10 protein-coding genes are annotated in these 24,842 nt (G+C 51.8%); 8 read left to right on the forward strand and 2 right to left on the reverse strand.

Translation table 11 applies throughout. The annotated features are described in order from the left end of the window. Position 1: 1 nt before the first annotated feature. The 7 genes from LN737_RS06945 to LN737_RS06975 all read left to right on the forward strand — a co-directional run bounded on the left by LN737_RS06945 (position 2) and on the right by LN737_RS06975 (position 19,328). Entirely contained in the window at positions 2–3,751 is a 3,750-nt protein-coding gene (locus LN737_RS06945) for a hypothetical protein (protein ID WP_405517404.1), read from the forward strand. After that, entirely contained in the window at positions 3,744–6,770 is a 3,027-nt protein-coding gene (locus LN737_RS06950) for a hypothetical protein (RefSeq protein WP_405517405.1), read from the forward strand. The genes LN737_RS06945 and LN737_RS06950 overlap by 8 nt, the downstream gene beginning before the upstream one ends. Before the next feature lie 14 nt (positions 6,771–6,784). Then, positions 6,785–10,684: a carboxypeptidase-like regulatory domain-containing protein gene (locus LN737_RS06955; protein ID WP_405517407.1), complete on the forward strand. Its 3,900-nt coding sequence runs from the start codon at positions 6,785–6,787 to the stop codon at positions 10,682–10,684. 8 nt (positions 10,685–10,692) lie between these two features. Continuing rightward, positions 10,693–12,081, forward strand: a complete 1,389-nt coding sequence (locus LN737_RS06960; RefSeq protein ID WP_405517409.1) for a contractile injection system tape measure protein — start codon at positions 10,693–10,695, stop codon at positions 12,079–12,081. Positions 12,082–12,157: 76 nt separating this feature from the next. Further along, on the forward strand, positions 12,158–17,536 hold the full coding sequence (locus LN737_RS06965; RefSeq protein ID WP_405517411.1) for a DUF4157 domain-containing protein: 5,379 nt from the start codon (positions 12,158–12,160) through the stop codon (positions 17,534–17,536). A 13-nt stretch (positions 17,537–17,549) separates the two neighbouring features. Beyond that, on the forward strand, positions 17,550–18,188 hold the full coding sequence (locus LN737_RS06970) for a hypothetical protein (protein WP_405517413.1): 639 nt from the start codon (positions 17,550–17,552) through the stop codon (positions 18,186–18,188). A gap of 6 nt (positions 18,189–18,194) precedes the next feature. Beyond that, positions 18,195–19,328, forward strand: coding sequence for a DUF4157 domain-containing protein (locus LN737_RS06975; protein WP_405517415.1), 1,134 nt, complete (start codon positions 18,195–18,197; stop codon positions 19,326–19,328). A 261-nt stretch (positions 19,329–19,589) separates the two neighbouring features. On the opposite strand, the gene LN737_RS06980 is transcribed toward LN737_RS06975, so the two are convergent. Continuing rightward, positions 19,590–20,921 carry an ATP-binding protein gene (locus tag LN737_RS06980; protein WP_405517416.1) on the reverse strand — a complete coding sequence of 444 codons (1,332 nt, stop codon included), beginning with the start codon at positions 20,919–20,921 and terminating at the stop codon, positions 19,590–19,592. 32 nt (positions 20,922–20,953) lie between these two features. Continuing rightward, positions 20,954–21,484 carry a DUF4442 domain-containing protein gene (locus LN737_RS06985; protein ID WP_405517418.1) on the reverse strand — a complete coding sequence of 177 codons (531 nt, stop codon included), beginning with the start codon at positions 21,482–21,484 and terminating at the stop codon, positions 20,954–20,956. A 213-nt stretch (positions 21,485–21,697) separates the two neighbouring features. Here LN737_RS06985 and LN737_RS06990 point away from each other — a divergent pair, with 213 nt between their 5' ends. After that, complete coding sequence (locus LN737_RS06990; RefSeq protein WP_405517420.1) at positions 21,698–24,817, forward strand: SusC/RagA family TonB-linked outer membrane protein; 3,120 nt, start codon at positions 21,698–21,700, stop codon at positions 24,815–24,817. Positions 24,818–24,842 lie beyond the last annotated feature (25 nt).

The raw sequence follows: 24,842 nt of genomic DNA on the forward strand, positions 1-24,842 counted from the left end.
CATGGCCGATTGCAGTGAACATAAAAACCCGTTACAGCGTAGTGGCACCAGCCAGAGCCAGCGGGCATTGCCTGCCCTGGACCCGCTCTCGGCACCGGTGGTTGATAAGCTACCGGCCGACTGGATGGTGTGGGCGGCTCAACTGGCGCGGTCCATAAACTATTACAATCTAAACAATGAAGTTGGAGGCTCAATGGAGCCGTTTTTTGCCGCAGACGTAGCGGCCCGACTCGCGCATCTGACTACTTATGCCCCTGATACACTTCCTGCTTTTTTCCGGGAGCAACTGAACATCCTGTACGAAAACGATAACGCGGCTAACGTATCGCTGCTGAAACAAACGTTTACGTCGCTGTTCGATACGGTATTTTCCTGTCTGTTTCAGGTCGATCAGCAGCTGCGGTATACCACTGAAATTGAAGATTATGCGTTTCAGTTACAAAATCATGCCCGAAATGTACTTCGTTCAGTAGCCGAGCGCACTCTGGCGTACTACAAAGCGACGACAGCGGCCGGACTGCTGGAAACGGGGAACGTACCAACACTGAAGATTTTTCAGCAGCCAGTTCTACCAGCCAACCTGGTTTTGGCGCAGGGGCTTGATGCCGATAAATGGGCATTGGGAACTAGCTGGGAAACCTGGAAAACGAATATCCTGGCCGATGCTGTGCTGTTTGGTACCGTAGCTGTTACCGATGCGGAAAAGATTCAGCATGCATCTCATCATAATTTTCTGACGGGGCTGCTCGATGAAGTCAGTGCCTCATCGGCGTTTGTGGTGGAGCTGGCTCGTCGGACCATCCAGAAAGTGCTCACCGACTGGCCCAATCATCAGCCGCATTATGCGCTGTTTCTGGCTCATATTCAGCTGCTCGAATCGACCCGTACGGCTATGAACGGGCTAACCGGGCGGCATCTGGATTTTTATTACGAGCGGGTACTGCAAATGCGACGACAGGCACCCCTCGCCGATCATGCCTATGTAGTCATCGAATTAAGCAAAACCGTAGCGAAATGGGCGCTCAAACAGGGGGTTCGGTTTGTTGGTGGAAAAGATCAGGCGGGTAATCCCATTCTGTACGAATCCGTACGGGAAACGGTGCTGAACAAAGCCTCGATCAAGCATCTAATGACAGTATACCTGGCCGATGCGAACGATAATTTGCCCGGGGTTATCAACGAAGGCCGAGTATTTGCCGCTCCCGTAGCCAACTCGGCCGATGGTTTAGGCGCTCCACTGACGACAGCCCTGAAAGAGTGGCATCCGTTTTACAACAAAACGTACCAGAATGGCAAGCTGAAAAGCGTCAATATGCCTCAGGCAATAATTGGTTTTGCCGTCGCATCGCCTTACCTGCGGCTGAAAGAAGGAAACCGTCAGATTACGTTGCGGTTTAATCTGAATAACGATGCGGCTCTCAACGGCAAAGCCTTTGATATATGGCTGACTACCGAAAAAGGGTGGTTGCCCGTAGCGGGACCATTGACGATTAAAACGGGTTTGTTGAAAAATACGGCGACACCGGCCGCCGAAATAAGCTTTACCATTCCGGGCGATCAACCGGCCATTACTCGCTATACGCCGAAAGTGCATGGTCAATCGCTAACGACAACCGAGCCGGTTGCCAAAATTATCGTGCGTCATTCGGATGGCGTAGCGTTTCCTTACCCGGCGCTGGAGGACCTGATCATTTCACAGGTCGAAATAGACGTAACAGTGGGCAGCGTAAATGGCACCTACAATACGGGCGGCCTGAAAAGTCTTGAACTGCATAACGATTTAGGTCCGCTCAATCCCGCCAAACCCTTTCAGCCCTGGGGTCCCGAACCGACCATTGGCAATTCGCTGATTGTAGGTAGCGATGAGGTTTTTTATAAACCGGGCGCAACGGTGCAGCTCAATCTGGACTGGAAAGATTTGCCTACTACTGGTCAGGGGTTGATTTCTATGCTTGGTATCGTTGATTTCGATAACTACAGTGGGGGTGTGGATTATAAAACTACCGATGGACCAGCTGCTTATCCTCCCTGTCAGGTTTCGTCGCTCGAAGCGGGGGTCTGGGCGGAAAAGAATGCCAGTACGTATTTGTTTGTGGATAACGGTACGTCGGTGTTGCCCAATGCCACGCTTACCGTAAGCCTGCCTGCCAGTACGTCTTACTTTTTTAAGCCCGATGACGCCTATACCGGCTATAGCCCCTCGTCGGATAAAGGGTATCTGCGCTTTAAACTCAAAAAGGATTTCGGGCATCGGAGCTACCACAGCGCCGTTACGTATTATCTGATCGAGAAAGCCTTAGGGCATTCGCCGATCGAACCCGTACCGCCTTACCAGCCGACGCTCCAATCGCTATACATGAGTTATTCGGCCAATTGCCGGGCTGACCTGACCGCTGCCAACGCGTTTACGAATCGCCCGTTGCAGTTTTTTCATCTGGCTCCCTTTGGCGAAGCCGAGCAGCACGCAGCACTGGTAACGGGCAGTCTGCATTTGCTGCCGCAACTGGATGTGTCGGGCACGCCCCTCAAAGCACAGGGCGAACTATACATTGGCCTCGATAATCTTCAGGGTGGCGAAACCGTGTCGATGCTGGTTCAACTGATGGAAGGCAGCGAAAATCCGTTGCAGGAAAAACCGGATCAGCACGTAAGCTGGCAATATCTTAATCAGAACAGCTGGGTCGATTTAACGGCTAATCAGGTTGGCGACAATACCAACCAGCTCATTCAGTCGGGGCTAATTGATTTTACCATCCCGGCCAATGCCACAACTGAACATACACTAATGCCGACGGGTTTCATCTGGTTGAAAGCCAGGGTCGTCCAGGCACCCGATGCCGTTGCGAAACTTATCGGCATCCATCCAAATGCCGTTGAAGTGGTTCGTCAGACGGGGGGCATTACTGTTTCTGATACGTTGGTATTGCCTGCGGGCAGCATCAGCAAATTGCAGGCGCCGGACGTAGCGGTCAAAAAAGTAGAGCAGCCATACGCTACGTTTGGTGGGCGGCCACTCGAAGCCTCTGCGGATTTCTACCGGCGTGTATCAGAACGCCTTCGGCATAAAAATCGCGCCATCACCATCTGGGATTACGAACACCTGGTGCTGCAGGCTTTCCCGGAAATTTATAAGGTCAAGTGCCTGAATCATACCAAAATATCGGGCAGCCTCATCGAAGGCAATCTGGAATACAACGAGGTAGCGCCGGGCCACGTAACGATCATTACGATTCCGAATCTGCAACAGCGCAACGACATCGACCCTCTGAAACCCTATACCAAAAAGAGTTTGCTTCGGCGGATTGAGGATTTTCTACGGGTGCGAACGTCCTGTCATGTGCAGCTAGCTGCGGCCCAGCCGCAGTTTGAAGAGGTTCGGATGAGCTGTAAAGTGGTACTGGCCAATGAGTTTACTGACATACTATATTACAAACAAACGCTCCAGAACGACGTAACGCAGTTTCTGAGTCCTTGGGGGTTCGGACAGGCAACGGATATTGAATTTGGGGGCCGTATTCACGAATCAATTCTGATCGATTTTATCGAAGAACGTCCCTACGTCGATTACCTGACAGATTTTAAACTGTTTCATAAGCCCGGCGAGGGCGCTGTTGAACAGGAAGTTACGGAAGAAGCCATCGCTTCTACGGCTCGATCGGTGCTGGTATCGGCACCGGCTGAGCTGCACATATTTGACGTGAAACTGCAATCCATGGTGACTCCTCCACCCATACCCTGCCCGGATGAATAGCGCCATCACCATACCGAAGCATCCAGAACTGAGCCCTGCCGAAGACTATACCGCTCTTCGCAAACGAGGCATCGACCTGATTCAGCAATTGGGCAGTGCACTCTGGACGGATTACAACATTCACGACCCCGGCATCACCCTGCTGGAGCTGCTTTGTTATGGACAAACCGAGCTGGGTTATCAGATTGGCTTTTCCATCGACGATCTGCTGGCCCCGTTCCCCGGTCAGAAAATCGACTTCGACGATCAGACGTTTTACACGGCACGTACCATTCTGACCATAAATCCGTGGACGGTTAACGACTTTCGCAAACTCCTGATCGATCAGAATGGTGTCCGCAACGCCTGGCTGGACTGTAAGCAATGCAGCTGTGACTTTACGATTTATGCCAGTTGTCAGAAAAGCGTTCTGCAATATGAAAAAACCGAACATCCGGTGCGGATTCGCGGCTTTTATGACGTACTGATGGAGCTTGACAATGACCCTATACACGGCGATCTCAACAGCGGTAAAATAATCAATCGGCTGACGTTTGTGTCGAACGGGCGCTTTACAAATGCTACCGCTGAACTGCGCTTTCCAGCCTGGCACGAGGCCGAAGCCCGGATTGATAAATTCCCGTCGCTGATTAAGGAAAAAAGCTTTCTTGAACCAAACGGTATCAACGTCGTGTCTATCTCGGGCAACATGACCCAGTTTACCGACATTCCGGATTCGGAGCTGTACCGGGCTTTACGAAATCCAGTATACGTAACGCTGGAAGTGGGCTTTCATGCCATTGCGGGTGCGCCCCTGCAAACCGCCCGACTCGAAAATATTCCGTTGAAAGTATGGTACCGTACTGATACTGACCGGAAGGCCATTACACTGGCGCAGCTAAAAACCATGCTGGCCGATACGTCGTCGGCAGGCGTGATGAACCGCTATCTGGCGCAGTTAAAAGCGGCCGCCAACGTGGTGAAAAACGCGACGCAGACCCTGCATGCCCACCGTAACCTTGCCGAAGATTTTTGCCGGATCAGCACGGTGCCGGTCGAAGATGTTGCCATCTGCGCCGACATTAACATGAGCAGTGATGCCGATATCGAAGCGGTGCTGGGGCAGGCGTACTGGCTTATCGATCAATATTTTAGTCCGGTGGTGCCGTTTTACTCGCTGCAGCAGTTGCTGGATGCCAACACACCTACAGAAGATATTTTTCACGGGCCACCGCTAATACATGGCTTTATACTGGATACTGATCTGGATACGTCGGGTCTGAAAACCAAATTATTCACATCCGATATTATCAATATTCTGATGGATATTCCGGGCATTACGGCCGTAAAAAACATCAGTCTGGCCCGATATGATGCGCTGGGCAAACTGGTCGAATCCCAGCCGTGGGAACTGGCCGTTACGCCCGGTTATCAACCCCGTTTTTATGTTCAGGCTTCCAAGGTGCTGGTCTATAAAAACGGCCTGCCGTTTCTGCCCGATGCCGACGAGCTGAACGATACGTTGCTGCTCTGGAAAGGACGCAATGGTCAGAACAAACTTGTACCCACTAAAAACTTCGATTTGCCTGTTCCGCTGGGCAGTTATGTTGAGCTGGATACGTATTACCCCTTGCAATACGCTCTGCCCGAAACCTATGGCGTGGGGCCGCAGGGATTACCCAATCCGGTTAGTGAAGCCCGTAAGGCGCAGGCCAAACAGCTGAAAGCGTACATGCTTGTGTTCGAGCATCTTCTGGCCACTTATGTGCAGCAGTTGAATCATTTCCGCGATTTGCTCAGCATCAACCCAACCGTTCGTCAGACGTACTTTTCATACGTATTTGCTACCGATGCCCTGGTTGGCGTAGGCGAGTTGTACAATGGAGTTACCGAACAGTCGTTGCTTGCATTGCTGGAAGATCAGGCTGGGTTTGTGAAACGGCGCAACCAGTTTCTGGATCATTTGATGAGCCGGTTCGCCGAGAGTTTCAGCGACTACGCCCTGATGCTGTATTCGGCACTAGGGTCGCGTGTGCGGTCGGGCGAAGAGCTTATCGGCGATAAAATCAGCTTTCTGGAAGCCTTGCCGAACGTTTCGGCCAATCGTGCCAAGTCGTTTAATTACAAAGATGAAACCGTCGTTTGCGACGACCGTAACCGCACGGGTCTGCAGGAGCGTATTCGCGTGCTGCTTGGGCTAAACGGGCTGGCTTCGGTCATGCAATACGTAGTAAAAAATTCCGGACCTCATCTGTGGAGTGGTTACTGGCAGCTCAAGGATGGCGATACGGCGCTCCTTCAAAGTCCGCCAATTACTGATTTTCCGACCGAACACGCGTTACGTCAGCAGCTTTATCAGACAGCCAGCCTGGCTGCTGATGCGCTGAAAGACACCGCTAACGTAATGATAACGGAAACTGATCCGGGCGTTTTTCAGGTGCAGTTGACTAAGGGCACTGACGTACTGGCTGAAGCGCCGGCACCATTTACCGCACAAGCCGATGCCGATGGACAGGCTCAGAAAGTTCGTGATCTGATCGAGCGCATTCGGTGGGCGGAACAGATGTATGTAGTTGAACACATCCTGCTTCGGCCACGTAACAAGCCATCCGCTACGATTAAAGAGGGTGACCCACTGCTACCGATCTGCATTACGCCTGATTGCCGCCTTTGTGGTGAAGAAGATCCGTATTCCTTTCGGATAACCGTGGTGTTGAATGGCGAAGAAGGTATTGCCAATCAGGGGATTGCCTTTCGCCGGTTTGCCGAAAAAACCATTCGTCAGGAAGTGCCGGCTCACCTGGGCGTGAAAATCTGTTGGGTATCTGAAGCGCAGTTGAAAATCTTCGGCGCCCTCTGGTGCGACTGGCTGGCTGAACTCAGCAAGGCCGAACCCAAGCCCGTACCGTTGAGCCAGAAACTGAAAGCGCTACTGGATGAATTCAGCAAGTTGAAAAGTGTGTATCCAAAAGCCAGCCTGCACGACTGCGTGGACGGCGACGATCAAAACCGAGTGTACCTGAACCAGACTGTTATTTAAAACGCCTGAACCCCATGTTTGCCACCAATCCCACCCGTTTTCCTGAGTTTGTGGCCGATCAGATTCTGACCGCCCAGAATCTGCAGGACCTGTTCAATTACCTGGACGAACAGGAGCGATTGACCCGCACCAATCTCATCGGCATCGGTATCGTGTGCGGGCTGGAGGTTTTTGTCTCATCGACGGGCAACGCCGTGACCATCACGCAGGGCGTGGGCATTACCTCGTCGGGATATCTGGTGGCCGTACCCCAACGGACCTACACCTTTTTTAGCGACTACAACGCCGAGAAAGATCGGTATTATGACCGCTTTGTCGATACAACGACTAAAAAGCAGCTGTTTCCTTTGTGGGAGCTGGCTGTGGCGGGGTCGCCCGAAGCAAAAACCGCACTGAGTGCTGATTTTCTGAAAGATAAGGTCGTTCTGATTTTTGTCGAACTTATTGAAAACGGCAATAAAAACTGTGATCCTGACTCCTGCGATGATAAAGGCATTACGGTCGATATCGTCTTTCGGCCGCTCCTGGTCGAAGAGAAAAATGTGGGTGGTTTGCTGGGCTCGCTCAATGGGAATGATCCGTTCAAAAAGGAAAAACCCTGTTCGGCCTGGCCAGAAGTGAAAATGCCGCGCTACAACGTACCAGCCACAACTCTGCCCGATTCAGCGAGTATTCTGAAAAACTTTCTGATGCTGCTGAACGAATCGTTTGTCGGAAAAATCGAGGCAACCCTGACCAGCGCCTACGATACGTTGCAGCTTGTGGTCGCTACCGATTTCAACCAGAACCCGTTCGTTGGCTTCAAAAATCAGTTTTCGTTTCTCTTTGATGGAAGTATTGGTATACCGCAACTGCTGCATATTCAGTATTTCTACGACTTCTTTTCCGATCTGCTACAGGCTTACGATGAGCTTCGCCAGAGCTGCCAGCGGCATATGTCGCTATGCTGCCCCGACGAGAATTTATTCCCGAGGCATCTGCTGCTGGGCGCGGCTTTTCAGTCGGCTAAACTGTACCGGCATACCTTCATTCCGTCGCCTGCCTTGGGTGGGTCCTACGAAGTGATCGGCGAATTGCGGTTCCTGTTTGCCCGTCTGGTGCAGTTGGTGAAGACGGTCCAAATACCGGCAGGCGTGTTCAACGTGAAACAGCGCCGAACACCTATTGTCGTTACGCCCAGTAAATTAGGCGACGTGCCCTTATCGGAGAAAGCCATTCCCTATTATTACGACGTACTACAGGCTCCGGCCCTGTTCGATGGCTGGAACTTCCGCAAAACCCAGAATGGTAAGGGCAATACCAACCTGAGTTATTACGCTCAAGCGTACAACGCCACGGATGAGCACGTTCGTTTTCCGTTGAATTACGACCTCGAACCTTATAATTTTTTCCGGATCGAGGGCCATATCGGTCAGCCCTGGCAAACCGCTTTCCGGCAGATTTACCAGATCAAACAACAACAGCGGTTACCCTTCGATGTCGTAGCGCTGAACGGTGATTTTCGGTCGTTGATTGCCCTGTTGCAGCAGAGCCTGAACAATCTGGGGAAAGTGCTGGCCGAGCAGCCGGAGAAATGGCGGCAGATTTTGTGCTATTTCAACGACATCGAAATGCAGTACGATATGCAGGCCGCCGAGCTACGTTGCACGCTGGGCAAGGTGATGCGGTTTCTGTATGACGTTGGAGCGAAAGATGATCCGGATGCCAACCTGACAACGCCCGTTTCGCAACTGCTTCGCAAATTCGACTCGTCCTATCAGACGAAGCCGGGTTCGTTGGGCGCGACGTTTGATAAATGGTATCCGACGGTAAAAGACCAGCCTTACATCACCCCGTCGGCTATCCTTGGCGGAAATCTCCTCGGGAATCGATTGAATACGCCATTGATTCTGATGTATTATCTGGAAAAGATACATGAAGCACTGCCGGAAGGTATTATCCAACTGAATATCAATGATCTGACTACCCGCCTGCGTGATGCCTCGACCGTAGCAGAATCCTTGCTCCAGACGATCAATACAGGCCAGGATCAGGATAGTAATCTTCAACGGGACCTGATTTTGAACCTTAACGCTGTGATTCGCGTGTGCAAGGGTGGATTGCTTCAGGAACTGTACCGCAATTTTCTGTTCCGGTTTTATCTGTTCATGGCCAATCAGTCGTTTGCCATGTTTTCATTTCTCAACAGCGGCATTCAGCACAAGGCCGGGGTTCCGGTGGGCGGTACGTTCATTCTGGTTTACCACGATGCCCTGCCGCAGCGCGATCTGACCAACAACATTCGGGGTTTTACGGGCGACCTGAGAACCGGCTTCAGCAATAACGACACTACGTTCGCAACAAATGCTGGTGATGCTGCCGATACCGCAACCCGCAACCGACTGACCAATCTGTCGTCGGCCAGTGCTTCCGCCTTTCAACATATCAAGTCGGTAAAGGATGCCGGTACATACTGGCTGGTGCAATTGCTGGCAGCTCGTAGTAAAGAAGATGAACTCACTGACAAAGAACTGCTGGAACTGGTTGGCGAGATTCCCGACGGGGTTGTTATCGCCGATTTTTATCTGCCGTATGTGTGCGCGTCGGAGTGTGCCCCCATGAGCTACATTGTGCTGGGGGATGACAAAGAAGAACCCCCTACCGAAATAATTATCAGTGGGACGGTTACAGATGCCGTAACGGGTGGCCCAATTGAGCGAGCTAAAGTGCAGCTAAAAGGAACCTCAACGGCCACAATTACGGACGCAAATGGACACTACACTATCATTGTGCCGGATAATACAGCTGTTCTCGGATTTGGTGCAGATGGCTATAATCCGGAGGAAATCCCGATTGGTGACAAAACGACGGTCGATGCTGCACTGAAGCCATTATCTTCTCCGCTAACCATCACCGGCCGGATTATGGATGCGGCAACCGGTGGAATTATTGTTAACGCTACGGTTCTGCTAAAAGGCACCCAAACGAGAACAGTTACCGACGGTAATGGGAACTACAGCCTGAATGTGCCCGACAACTCGGCGGTTCTGGTGTTCAGCGCGAATGGCTATGAACAGCAGGAAAAGCCAGTTGGTACTAACACAACGGTTGACGCGGCCCTGAAACCCGTTGTCGTTACGCGAACCGTCCGGGGGATAGTAACTGATGCTACGACGAACCAGCCACTTGCTGGACCTACGATTGCGGTGAAAGGGACAACACGAGGTGCCAGCACCGATGCGAACGGGAAGTATCAGATTACGGGCGTAGCGGCAGACTCGGTACTGATCTTTAACTTTATTGGCTATGAACCGCAAGAGATTACGGTAGGTACGCAAACAACGATCAACGTAGCGATGAAGCCCCTTCAGGTAGCCGAAAAATGCACCTCACTGGGCACCTGGTCAACGGCCTTCAAAAAACTCGATAGCAGTACGGATAGCCTCTTCCCGCAATTTAAACAACGATTTGCGCAGTATGCCAAGGTTGTGGACGCTTTCGGTCAGGTCGCTACATTTCTTACGAAACCACAGGGAGATCAGTTAGCCGGTCTCGCACAGGTGATGCCACCTGCTGCTTTGCTGGAATGGATCAGAGCATTGCGCGTTGTCATTCTGGAATTCCCACCTATCAGGCAATATGCTCTGGAACTGATTCGAATTTTAACGGGTGTGATTGTCTTTTATTCCTGCGTGCCGAAAGAGGATATCGACAAAGCGCAGGTCCAAATGATCAATGTCTGGGCGTTTCTTACCGATGGGATTTTATCCGGCTGGAAAAACATCCAGAATCTGAGTGCAGCCGATAGAGCCGTAATTGTACAGATGACAAAAGACCTCAGAGCAGAATTAGATCGAACCAGTACGAATGAGCCCGACAAACAGCAGTATATACGGATGTTGAAATTCGCAATAGATAGTCTGTCGGCAATATAAAAACGGTTATGGCCAGTACACACATCATTCAGCGCGCTAGTATCGACCTGCAACTGCCTGGTATTGAACAGGCAGAGGCAGGCGCAGTCAGGGAATGGTGCGTGTCGGTGCTGCTGGAAGAACTGGACGTAGTACTGTCGGAAATCTGCCCCGAGCATCAGATGATAGTGATGCCTACGCTGACGCTCGATCTGACATTGCCAGTCTGGAATGAACTGCTCCGGCCCGATCAGAAAAACGTATTGCGGCAACAGATTCGGCAGCAAATGGCCGAGCAAACGCCCGCTGTGCGGATGCCGCTGGACCAACATCGGGCTGAAATTGTGCTCCGGTATCTGAGCGAAGGAAGTCTAGATGAAATGTACGCTGAACCTGAATGGGATGAACTGAAAGCAGCGTTTCGGCAGGTGAGCCAGCAAAACCGTCTGTTTCAGCAGCGATTGTTACGTGCGCTGATGGATGAATCCGCTTTTCAGCGGTGGCTTTCCCTAACCGACGAAGCGTTCCGGTACGTTTGGTTAGATACACAACTACCCGAATCGGCGGGTAGCTGGCGGGATATTCTCACTCAATTACACGACGTACTCGTTTTTCATTGGCCTGAACATCCGATGTCTGTTCGGCAAATGCTGCAGATACTAATTCGTCTGATGGCACAGGGGATTGGCGAACCCAAGCAACTGGTACGTACTGTGGTGGAAACAGAATTTCCTGTGGAAAAGGTGTGGACAACTACACTAGTAACGGCTATCAATCAGCGCACTTCCGGGCCGATAGCCCAATGGCTGGTAAACGTACTGTCAGCCGCAACTCCCTGGCCAGGGCAGACCGTGGCTTCCGAATCGACCGTGAGTTCTGATTTGGCAGAGGCATCAAAACCGCAATCTCCGCCTGCTGATCAGCGGGTTGCTGTGTCTGCCGCCGGGTTGGTATTGGTTGCGCATTTTCTGCCTGCATTTTTGCGAGCAATCGGGCTGGTTGATGCTGATAATAAATTAATTAACAGTTGGCGAATTCCGATGTTACTCTATTTTATGGCCACGGGAGAAACCCAGGCCGACGAGTGGCAGCTGGTCCTGCCGAAAATTCTGTGCGGATTACCCATTGCCGAATCCTGCGATACGTCAATTGATGTGTCTGAAGGGGAACAACAGGAAGTAAACAAGCTGCTGACAGACGTAATTGAGCATTGGGGACGATTAAAAACCACTTCACCCGATGGGCTGCGGGCTACGTTTCTGCAACGCGCAGGACGACTGACGGAGAAAGAGGCCATGTTTGCCCTCGCCATTCCAGAAGAGACGGTCGATATTCTATTGTCGTTTATCCCGTGGTCGTTTCGGTACGTCCGGTTTTCGTGGATGAAAAAACTTTTGATTACGGAATGGGGAGGCTAATAAAATGATGAATGATAAATTATTTTTTGTAGAGTCATTCATCATTCATCATTCATCATTCATCATTCATCAACTTATGTTTTCGACTGCTGAAAAAACGAGTAAACCGGCTACGCTTCAACGGAAAGCGAAGGGAGGCTCTTTTTTCGGCAAAGCCCATTCAACCGAACCAACCGTATCGATACCTGCTTTTTTTGCCCCGGCTATCCAGCCCAAACTAAGTGTCAGCACGCCCGGTGATACCTACGAAACCGAAGCCGACGCTACCGCCGACCGGGTCATGCGTATGCCTGAGCCAGTAGCGGTTCAGGCCGCTACCCGTACCGACGAGCCGTCTGAAACACCCCGAATTGACCGGCAGGAGGTGAAGGAAGAGGAAGAAAAAGTCCAACCCAAAGCCGAAAGTCTGACCATCAGCCGGATGCCGGGGGAAGAACCCGATGAAAAAGCCGTTCAACCGAAGCGCAGCCATATCGTTCAGCGACTCGATGATTCGGATGGCTGCGATTATGATGCCGGGCCCGATACGTTTGTGCAGGCTTTCCAGAACCGTACCAGTCTGGGTCTTCACCGATCCGACGTGGTACAGCGCAGTGGACGGGGCTCCCCGCCGGTATCGCAAAAATTTGAGCAGTCACTGCAAACCAATGCCGGTGGTGGAAATCCCCTGCCCGACTCAACGCGGTCGTTCATGGAAAACCGCTTCGGCGCTGATTTCTCGGGCGTACGTGTCCATACGGATGCATCCGCTCAGGAGATGAGCCGGGATATTCATGCCCACGCCTTTACGCACGGCAACCATATTTATTTCAACAGCGGAAAATTCGACCCCGATTCTTCCGGTGGGAAGACATTGCTTGCCCACGAACTTACCCATACCATTCAGCAGGGCGCGGCACCGGTTACACCGACCGTTTCGCCCAAACACCAGTTTACAGCCGTTCAGTCGAAAGCCATCCAGCGGCAGGGAGCCGTTCCTCAACTCGATCAGGCTGTCGCCATCGCTAAAGGCGAAGAAGGTAAAGTAAACGCGGGTACTACGGGTCCCGACGGCAACCGGCAGGGATGGGAGCGTCTGACCGACTATTTCAAAACCTCGATGGGCGCCGACAAGGTGGTGTCTGGTTTTGGCAGCAACGGTTACGCCGAAGGCACCGTCAGCGAGGAACACATCAAGAAAAAATCACTCTACAACGGACAGGTAGCTAATCAGCCCCCCGACGTGCGGGCCGAACGGGATGCTATGCCTAGCTGGTGCGGCATTTTTGTGTTCTGGGCGTTGAACAAAGGGGGCGTACCGATGCCAAAATGGACATTGGGCGGCCGCGCCGTTACACCCGAAGCCGCCTACCCGCCAGGCCATACGCCCAAGGCCGGGGACATTGCCTACCGGAACACCAATTCGCACTACGCCATTGTCGAAAAAGCCGACGGCGGGGGCAGCAGCGCTAACGTTACGTCGGTAAATGGCAATACAGCAGGCGAAGATAACCTCGGCGGACAGATTCAGACCCGGTCGCACCCGATGAGCCAATGGGATGGGTTCTTTAATCCGCTGACACTGATGCAGGGTAACCTGCGCGATGCCGAAACAGGCGATAAGAATACCAAAGCCCGGTCGCTGAAAGAGCTGCGCAAGGAGAAATATAAAGTGCAGCGCAAAGAGAGCGATGGCGAAGAATTGGATGCCGATACTGAACTTGTACAGACCAAACCCGAACTCAGTTCATGGCACGTAACGCCCGACGGACATGTACAACGGGCTGAGGACGAGCAGAAAGAAGAAGAACCTGAAGACGTTCAGCGGGTAGTAGAAAGCCCAACGCCAGAATTCTCGAACAATGCCGACGAGGACGACGAAAACACGACGTTGCAACGACAGGCTACACAACAGGCGCTGATTGTTCAGGCACGTAGCGAACTGGCTGGGCGGATCAGTAATACGCCGGCTGGTTTGCAACTGGTTCAGGCGTCGTGGCTGGGCGATGCCTGGGATGCCGTAAGCGGACTGGCGGGTGAAATTGCCGATCTGGTTGAAGAAGGACTGGATGCGGCCAAAAACTGGCTGCTCGGCAAAGTGCGGGATTTCGTGATGGAAATTCCGGGTTATAAACTGCTGCGGGTAATTCTGGGCTACGACCCTATAACGGGCGAAACCGTAGCGCGCAACCCCATGACCTTGCTGGAAGCCGTGCTCGACATTATTCCGGTTGGGGGCAGCATTGTCCGAAGCGTACTGGATTATTTCCACGCTACTGAACCCGTAGCGAACTGGCTGTTTACGGCTGTTCAGCGATTTATCGGGCTGATTGAAAGCATTGGTTCCCGCTTTGAACAGTTCTGGGATAGCCTGAGCATCGACGACGTTGGCGATCCGGATGGCGTTATCGAACGTATTGCCAGCCTGTTCAGGGGAATCGTCAGCGACATTGTCAACTTCGTATCAGACTGCGCGACTACCTTCCTGACAATGGTGAAAGATATCGCCATTACCAACGTCGTCGAGTTTGTTCGGAACTACTTCCCCACGGCCTTCGACCTGCTGTGTGTGATTCTGGGCGAAAATCCGATCACACACCAGACGGTTGCCCGCAATGGCACAAACATTCTGAACGCCGGGCTGAACGTACTAGGCGAGCGGGGGCAGCAGATCAAGCAACAGATGATGGCCAACGGTATCTTCCAGCGTTGTGCCGCCTGGATTGACCGGGGTATTCGTGTCGTTACGGAATCGGTTCAGGGTATCAAGGATGGGTTCATTACGCTCTGGAACACCTTATCGTTCGAGTCATTGTTCCACCCCGTCGATACGTTCAATACCATTGTCGATACGTTCCGGCAACCCGTAACCCTCATTACCGACTTCCTTGGCGATGCCGTTCGGGAGCTGCTCAAGATCCTGAAAGAGGTGCTGCTGGATCGACTGAGTGCGTTTGCCAAAGAAACCCGCGGTTATTTCCTCGTTACGGTGATTCTGGGCCGCGATCCGTTTACGGGCAAGGATGTGGAACGTAACGCCGAAAACCTGATTCATGGCTTTATGAGCCTGATGGATGGGGGCGAAGCGCAGTTCCAGCAGATGAAGGAAAGTGGGGCCATCGACCGGACCACGCAGAAAATCATGGCGGCCATCAAACGCCTGAACTTCACCTGGGCCTATATCGTCGGTCTGTTCACGAGCCTGTGGGAGTCGATGGACTGGACGGACTTCCTGAATCCGATTGCGGCCTTCGGGAAAATTATCGGTACGTTCGCTCAACCCGTCCGGCGGCTGATTGCCTTTATTATCGAGATCATCAAGATTGTGGTCGAGGTGCTGATGATTGTGATGAATTTCCCGATAGACGTTGTCACGAGCATCATCAATAAAATTATTGCCCTGTTCGATACCATCAAGCGCGATCCGATTGGGTTCCTGAAAAACCTGTTGCGGGCCATCAAACAAGGCTTTATCCAGTTCTTCGACAACATCCTGACGCACCTGCTCAACGGTCTGGCCGACTGGTTCTTCTATCAGCTGCGTGAACTGGGCATCCAGCGTCCAACCGACCTGAGTTTCAAGAGTATTCTGAAGCTGGTGATGGAGGTGCTGGGCATTAGCCTGCAACGGATCATGGACAAGGTCTGGAAGAAACTGGAAGAAAAAATCGGCAAAGAGAAGGTCGCTAAGATTAAACTATGGATTAACCGGCTAGAAGGCATCTGGAAGTTTATCAAGGACGTCATGGAGCGCGGGCCGATTGCCATCTGGGAGTACATTCAGGAGCAGCTGAGCAACCTGTGGACGATGGTGATTGAAGCGGCCAAAAACTGGATCATGGAAAAAATCGTGAACGCCGTTATCGCGAAACTCCTGAGCATGCTCGATCCAACGGGTATTATGGCCGTCATCAACAGTGTAATTGCCATTTACCGGGCTATTCAGTCGGCTATCGAGTACCTGCGTCAGATGCTCGAAATCATCAATTCGTTTGTCGATGGTGTCGCCGAAATTGCGGTGGGTAATATCAAAGTAGCCGCCGACTTCCTGGAGCGTACAGCTGCCCGGGGTGTTCCGGTCATGATCGGCTTCCTGGCGAATCAGGTGGGGTTGGGTAAGGTTGCCGATAAGCTGGTTGAGATCATCGGTACGTTACGTGAGAAAGTTGATAAAGCCATTGACTGGCTGGTCGACAAGGCGGTCAGCATGGGTCTGCAACTGCTGGAAAGCCTGATTAACCTGGGCAAGAAAGCGTTGAGCGCCATTAAGCGCTGGCTGGGTCTGGAGAAAACCTTTACGGGTGACGATGGCGAAACGCACAAGTTTTACTTTGCGGGCAGCGAGTCGAACCCGGTGCTCATGGTGCGTAGTAACCCGACGGCGTTCAGTACGTTTATCGGGATGGTCGAAGTTGGAACGGATGCCAAGAAGGTAAAGGCGAAACAGGATGCACAGGCCATTGCCGTCAAAGTAGATGCGAAACGGCAGGAAGCACTGGATGGCAAAACCGAAGAGGAAAAAGAGCAGAGCAAGCAGAAAAAAATGGAGGAAGTCGACAAACTGCTCGGCGATCTGGCCGTTCCAACGGCTGTATTGTTTGGTGATGCCGGAGCCGCTGGCGAGCCCCAGATCGCGAATACGGTGCAGGGGGCGGGCCACGGCATTACGATGACAGCAGTCCGGCTGAATAAAAAGCAGAAAGCAAAAGGCTCCCCACCTACGTCAACCATGACAGCCTCCTATACGGTTCTGAATCAGCGTCGGCAGGAAGGCGGGGCAAGCTACTACGTAAAAGGCCATCTGCTGAATGATAACATAGGCGGTAAAGGGGTCTGGGAAAACCTGACACCGCTATCGAGGGAGGGCAACTCCAGCCACGAAGGGCAGGTAGAATCGCTGGTGAAGGCCGCTTTCAGTTCAGGCGGTGTTGTGGAATATAACGTAACGGCTGTTTACGGGTATGGGCAGAATGCGGCCAACATACCTGCCGATGATCCGCTAAGAACGGAAAAATTGCAGATTATTCAGGAAGAGGTTAACGTACCGACCATGCTGCATTGCGAAGCCTATCTGATGGAATCGCAAAATGGTACGTTCGCCCGGAAACAGTCGATTGTCAGTAAGGACGTACCAAATCCAATTGGACAGGATGCCAATAGCTACGTACTGGCTGGCACACCAGCTCGCCCGACAATTTATCTGAATGAAGCATCCGCCAGCGTGTTAGCAACGATTGAAGGAGTCGACGGAGCGCTGGCAGGCAAAATAAAACTGGCCTACGAGAAGAATGCTGAACTGTTCGGGAAATCAAGGTTTACCTCATACTTTGAACTGAGTGATGCCCGGAAAAATAACGCGCTGCACCGGATATTCCAGACGGAAGCCGAGCAGGAAAAAATCACTGCACTGGCCGACGTGAAATATGTAAAACTATTCCGCGGAGGAGCTGGCGCCACACCGGGATTAGTGACTTAACCAACGTATTACCATGAAAAAATACCAGCCTTTTCTGGATGATTTCGACGAGCAGCTGACGAAGAACAATAGCCTGACTGTGCAAAAGGCACTTTTTTTCAATATTGCTGCCAAAAAAGCGGATCTGGCCCAGGTCAGAAAAACGGGTCGCGTGGGCGACGACGTTCTGAATTTTTACGGACAGGGTAACCGCTGGGAAGTACAATGGGCGCCCAACGTACCGGCGCCCGAGCTGGAAGAGATTCGGGGAAGCATCAATATCCTTCCGTTCGAGAATGTATTTTCTAACTGGGAGGGCGTTGCGTTCTTTAAGGATACGCCTGCGGATTCCATTCGTCGCCGGTTTTTTGTCGTCGATTTTTTTGCCGATGAAGCTGCCGTTGGTCTCGTTGTGACGGCTGAGCACAAGGACCAAATGTATTATTCAGACTTTGAAAATGACCCTAAACCTCTGCAAATCAATATGGATGGATATATTCAATTATGCGTTGCGGCCAAAGGCACAATCTATTGGCCATATCTGCTGTTTGAGTTGATCGAAGGCGAAGAAAACCCGGTTTCAGAACGTATCAAGAAACACTTGCCAGAGCTATTCCCAGATTTTTCATTCGATGCTTTTTCGACCTTGTTCGGTAAACTACGTATCCGATAATTCGCTATGAACACGTCCCTAAAAACCTTTAGAAAGCGGGTTGCCCGCAAAAAATCGGCAGGCCCTAAATCCGGCTCGTCCTTCTTCGAAGCGGCCATTCAGCGCAAATGCGAAAAGTGCGAAGAGGAAGACAAGCAGAAGGTGCAGAAGAAAAGCGAAGCTGGTGCGCCTACCGCCAGTAAGTCGTTTTTCAACAGCTACATGGGTGGTATTCAGAGCAAAGGCCAGCCCCTTGGCGACAGCACGCGCGGGTTTTTTGAGAACCGATTGTCGGGACCATTCGGCGATGTGAGAATTCATGCCGATTCAGAAGCGACCATGGCCGCTAAAGCCGTTAATGCCAAAGCCTTTACCTGGCAGAATCACATTGTATTCAACCGCCAGTATTATAACGAGCAGACGGCGGCTGGCAAACAGCTACTAGCCCACGAACTGACCCACGTGCTGCAACAGCGGGAGCAGGGCAGTGCCATGCTTCAGCGAGCACCCGAAGATGAAAGCGGCCCGGCGACTCAGCCGGAGGAAGAACCCGCCGGTGCCGAATCGGCCGCACCGCAGGCCGCCGAAAAAGAACAGAAAGCTACCGAACAGGAAGCCAAAGCGATGGAGCCGGAAGCGCTGCCCAACTTCTCGACCTTTGGTAAAGCAACCGAACCAATTACAGTCTTTGGTAAATCGGTCAGCCTGAAAGGAGAGACGACCGCCAAGTTTGACGATGGCGTCGGAACAACGCAGAATCTGAAAGCACAGCCCGCCCAGAAATGCGATGGCTGTGCTGACGCCGAATGCGTAACCGTAACCGGCCAGCTGATCATTACGTATAACCTGACAACGTCCGTTGCCTTGCCCGATATGCCCGAAGGCTTAACGCCCTGCCAGCAAACGCGTGTGCGAGATGCCATCGACAACAAAATAAAACCGCATGAAGATCTGCACGTAGCGGCTTTCAATACGTACAAGGGAACCGTTACGTTACCCATCAACTATACCGGCTGTAAAGCGGGCATTGCTGATCACGTACAGGCCATGCACGATGCGGATAATCTGGCGCGTGCTAGGGCCGCCAAAGCCAAAAGTGCCGCCCTTGATCCATTTTTCGTGCCGGTTGACCTCGATTGCGCCGAGCCGCCGAAGAAATAAAGCTGTCTTAACGGTTTTGAGAAACCTGGCCATGTCAGATTTGAGAACCTGCCCTCACGGAAAGCTTTGAAAGTGGTGTCGGGTTTAAGAACCCGACACGTGAGGTTTCTCAAAACCTCCCCGGTAAATAGTTAAACGAGGTTTTAAGAAACCTCGCTGGGCAGGTTTAAGAACCTGCCCTCACGGAAAAATCTGTCCTAATGAAAGAGCCTGCTCTCACGAAAAAACTTGCCTCACGGAAAAGATGTCTGGCGGATACGCTCAAAATGCCTTTTCTTCTTTTCTGAATTCTTTTCGGATGCCTTCGATGATGTCGCGCTGAAGCAGGGTTTCGGATTTGCGGGCGAACGATCTCAGCAACGCATACTGCATGACATTCACAATACCGGCCCCGGTGATTTCATATTGTCGGGCGATGTCTTCCCAGTTAATGCCCGACTCGGCCGTGAGGCTTGCCGGTACGCAGCGTGACCAGAGCTTTTGTCGCTCGTTGACGCTGGGAATCGGAAAATGGATCAGACTGTGAAACCGGCGCAAAAACGCATCGTCGATATTGTTTTTGAAATTCGAAGCCAGAATCAGCAGACCGTCGTATTCCTCAATACGTTGAAGCAGGTACGAAACCTCCTGGTTAGCGTATTTGTCGTGCGCGCTTTGTACGTTGGTTCGCTTCCCGAACAGCGCATCGGCTTCATCGAAAAACAGAATCCACTTTTTGCGGCTCGCCCGATTAAACACCCATTCAATGTGCTTTTCCGTTTCGCCAATGTACTTGGAAACCACCTGTGAGAGATCAATTCGATAAACCGGAAGGTCATATTCCTTGCCGATGAGCATGGTTGTGAGGGTTTTGCCCGTACCGGCCGGGCCATAGAACAGCACCCGGTAACCGGGTTTAATTTTTCTGGCCAGTACCGCATCCTGCATCATCTGCTCATGGTGCTGCATCCACAACCGAATGTCGGAAATCTGTTCCATCGTTTGCGGGTGCAGTACCAGATCATCCCAGGTCATGAGCGTTTCGACCCGCCGGGCCGGGAATTCGGCACCGAACGTAGGCATCACTTCTTTTCGGAATAGAAGTTTTTCCAGCCAGTCGTGATCCAGTAGTAATCGGCCGCTCATGGCGGGTTCACCCTCTTTTACCGATTCCAGCCGCAACAGGCCGGACGATGTCAAATGTGCGTGTTCAGCAAAAGCAGACTGGACCATCAATCGCTGTGCTACGTCGGTACCCGCCAGGACAAACAGAGCGGTTTCGCCGGTTGGCAGCATGCCCCGGTGCTGGGTTCCTTTTACGCCCCCAAACTCAACGAATTCGCCACCCTGCGGGAGTGTCTGCGCGATAATACCTTCAAAAAAACCAGGTAAGATGTGGGGTACAACAGCCAGCAGCAAAATCAGTTTCTCGGTCTGTGCGTACGTATCCGGCACCTGAAGCCATTCGTCGACCTGTTGCCAGCGGGGGTCGTTTTCAAGCTGATTGATCGAAAAAGGCTGCTGTTCGAAGTACGTTGTCAGGCGAGCAAACAGTACATCATTCAGTAAGCTAATAACTTGATTGATCGATGGATAGACGGAGGGCGGCTGCATAATCAACAATCAAAATAGGGGATGGTGAGGGCTTAACGCTGAAAACGTGACCGTTGCTGATCGCTTTTGCGCTGTTCGTAATGCTGCTTGTCAGCAATGTAACACAATCGTTCAATTTCGGCGTGCACGAGGCCGTCTTTATCAAGCCATTGCACACTAAACGTTCGTTCGGTCTGACCAGAAGCTGCCACGTCCCGGCGAATGGCATCAATCTGTTCATCGGTGATTTCGAAGCGGGCGTAGAGTGTTGCCCGACCCGGTTTGCGAAAGCGAATCTGTCCGGCCTTGTCCCAGACAACATACTGACTCCCCAGAATCCGCAGAAGCATGACCATGTAGAACGGATCGGCGGCTGCGAACATGCTGCCACCAAAAATGGTCCCAACATAATTGTACGTCCAGATACTACGTCGTAACCGCAGATGAACTTCCCGCCAGTCGCCCGACCAGAACAGGATTTTGCCGCCCGTACCGAAATACATGGGATACCAGTTCAGCAATTGTCGAAATCGCCATGTTCGGAAGGATTCGCGACGGGTGGTTTGCAAAAAAGCGGGTTTCATGGTTTACAGTTCAGGTTTTAGTTTGCCGATCAGGCTTAAATCGGAAACCCGGAAAAATTGATAAAATGGCTTACTCCCTGATTTAGAGAAGTCAGCAGACATGGGCCATTAGGCGAAGATACTTTGGCCATTAATACATCTTGCAAAACTTTATGTAAAGGCTATTTTTGCCGGGCAGTTGTTTTAACTCTTTTTAACCTCATCTACTCAAACATGAAAAAACTCTTACGAATCTGTGGAGCGCTGGCTTTACTGATGTGGTCGACGCTTGTGATGGCGCAACAGATTGAAGTGAGCGGTAACGTTTCTTCCAGCGGAGACGGCACTGCTTTGCCGGGCGTGAACGTATCGGTCAAGGGCACTACGGTCGGGACGCTGACCAACGAAAACGGGCAGTATAGCCTGAGGATTAATCAGGGAAATACAGTTCTGGTTTTCAGCTACATCGGTTACGAAACACAGGAGATCGCCGTTGGGACGCGCACAACCATTAACGTATCGCTCAAGACGGATAATAAGATGCTTAACGAGGTGGTCGTAACCGCTCTGGGCATCAGTCGCGAAAAGAAAGCGCTGGGTTATGCCGCCCAGAGTGTAAATTCGGAACAACTGGTACAAAATCACCAGCCTAACCTGGTCAATGCGTTGCAGGGAAAAGTAGCCGGGGTGACCATTTCCAGTACGGGCGGTGCGCCGGGGCAGGGTGCCCGGATTCTGATTCGCGGCATTAACTCCATCGACGTATCGCGTGATAACCAGCCGCTCTTTGTGGTCGATGGTGTTTTATTCGACAACAGTACGTCTACCGGTACAACCAACTCCGGCGCTGAACTTCGGGGCGTATCGAACCGGGCCGCCGACATTAATCCCGACGATGTAGAAACCATCAACATCCTGAAAGGCGGTGCTGCTACGGCCCTGTACGGCTTGCGGGGTGCCAATGGGGTGGTGGTCATCACAACCAAGTCGGGGAAACAAGGCGCGTTACGTGCCAACTATACGGGTACGTATGGTTTCGAGAATGTCAACAAATTTCCGGAAGTGCAGGATAAATACACCATCGGTTATTCGGGCGTGTATAATCCGCAGGACTTTTTCCCGTCGTGGGGACCAACGGTGGCCGATGCGATAAAGATTGATCCGACGCATCCTCAGAAATTGTACAATCACTTCAAAGATGCGTATTACACAGGCAAGCAGTTTCAGAACAGCCTCTCCTTCTCAGGCGGTAACGACAAAATTACGTTCCTGTCGTCGATTGGTCATCTGACTCAGGATGGGGTTATTCCGTTTACCAATTTTCAGAAGCTGTCGGTTCGGCTGAACACCAATGTGAAGTTCAGCGATAAGTTCAGTACCAATGCCAATCTGAATTTCATCAATTCCGGTGGTGACCGCTACAATGCCGACCGCTACAACGAAAGCCTGAGTTACTGGTCGCCCCGCTACGATGTTCGGGATTACCTGAATCCGGATGGTTCGTACAAGACCTACGGCAATGGCAACCCCATTTATGGCGCCATGACAAACAAGCTGAGAGATAACGTAAACCGGCTCGTCGGTGGCCTGAATTTTGTGTATACGCCCCTTTCCTGGCTGACGCTGAATTACCGGGCAGGTTTGGATACGTACTCCGAAGATCGCAAACGTACGGCTCCCGGCCCTTCGGGCATTGCCAATGAGCGCATCTACGAAGACAATGGACTGGGTTTTGTGTATCAGTACAACACCAATTTCCGGGCCATTACGTCAACCTTTGCCGCTAGTGCCAACACGAAATTCGGTCCTGACATCAACGCTACGTTACGGGTTGGGCATGATTTATACGATCGTCGAATTCGGGGCTTTGGTGCCGAAGGAACGGAACTGACGGTTTATAACTATTTCGATCTGCGTAATGCCAAAACAGTGGTGCCTACGCAAAGTGCCGAAGATTATCGCTTGATGGGCTTCTTCGGGGAGCTGACCATGGATTACAAGGACTTTCTGTTCCTGACGCTGACGGGCCGAAACGACATTACGTCCTCGCTTCAGGCGCCCAACAATTCCTTCTTCTATCCATCGGTGAGCGTGGGCTATCTGTTCTCGCAGCAGTTCAAATTGCCGCAGGTAATTAGCCTGGGTAAGTTGCGGGCTTCCTATGCCAAAATTGGTAAAGATGCTGCTCCGTACTCGACCGTAACGGGGTATTCGTCGTATACACAGCTACCATCGGGCACCACCGGCTTTACACGCGGCTCTTTATTAGGCGATCCAAACCTGCGCCCTGAATTTACCGATACGTTTGAAGGGGGGCTGGAAATGAGCTTCCTGAACAACCGCTTCGGTCTGGATTTTACGTACTACAATTCCATCAGTAAAGACCAGATCATTCGGGTAGATGTTACGTCGAGTACGGGTTATGTGAATGCTGCGATCAACTCCGGTTCAATGCGGAATCGGGGTATTGAGCTTATCCTGCGGGCAACACCCATCCGGTCGGGCAAACTGACCTGGGATGTGAACCTTAATTTTTCGGCCAACCGAAACAAAATCCTGAGCATTCGGGAAGGGTTGACCGAAATCAATTACGCGTCGCAGTTTGGCTATTCCAGTTCAACGGTATCGATGAAACTAGTGCCTGGTTATGCCTACGGAAACCTGTATGGCCGCAGCTACAAGCGGTATTACGCCAACCCGGCGGAAGAAACGGTCGAGCTCGACAAAAGTCGTCCGGTGGTGATTGGCTCGAATGGTTTTCCCGTCATCAATACGGCGCAAAAGCTTCTGGGTAACTCGCAGCCAAAGTGGATTGGCGGCCTGACGAATACGCTTACCTATGGTCATTTCACCCTTACGGCTCTGGTGGATGCCCGCGTTGGGCAGGATCGGTACAATCAGCTGAGTAATTTCTTCTCGGCCTTTGGTATTGCCAAATACACCGAAGACCGCAACGATACGAAAGTTTTTGAGGGTGTACTGGCCGATGGTTCACCAAACACAAAAGCGGTATGGCTGGGTCAGGGCAAAGGGCCGGATGGCGTAGACTACGGCAATGGTTTTTACCGGAACGTACACCGGGGTGTCTCGGAAAACTTCATTGAAGATGCTTCCTGGGTACGCCTGCGTTCGGTGGGGCTGTCGTATAACCTGCCAGCTGAACTGTTTAAAAAATCATTCGTGAAGAACATTCGGGTGAGCGTAACGGGTAACAATGTAGCGCTCTGGACGAAGTACAGCGGCTATGACCCCGAAACGAGTTCAACCAATAGCGGCAGCAACGTTGATGGCTTCACGGGCTTTACGTACCCGGCCGTGCGGAGCTTCCTGTTTACGCTGAATGCAGGTTTCTAAGAAAAACTTTCTCATTTCCAGATAA

The organism is Spirosoma sp. KNUC1025, from assembly GCF_045160025.1.
Lineage (GTDB): Bacteria > Bacteroidota > Bacteroidia > Cytophagales > Spirosomataceae > Spirosoma.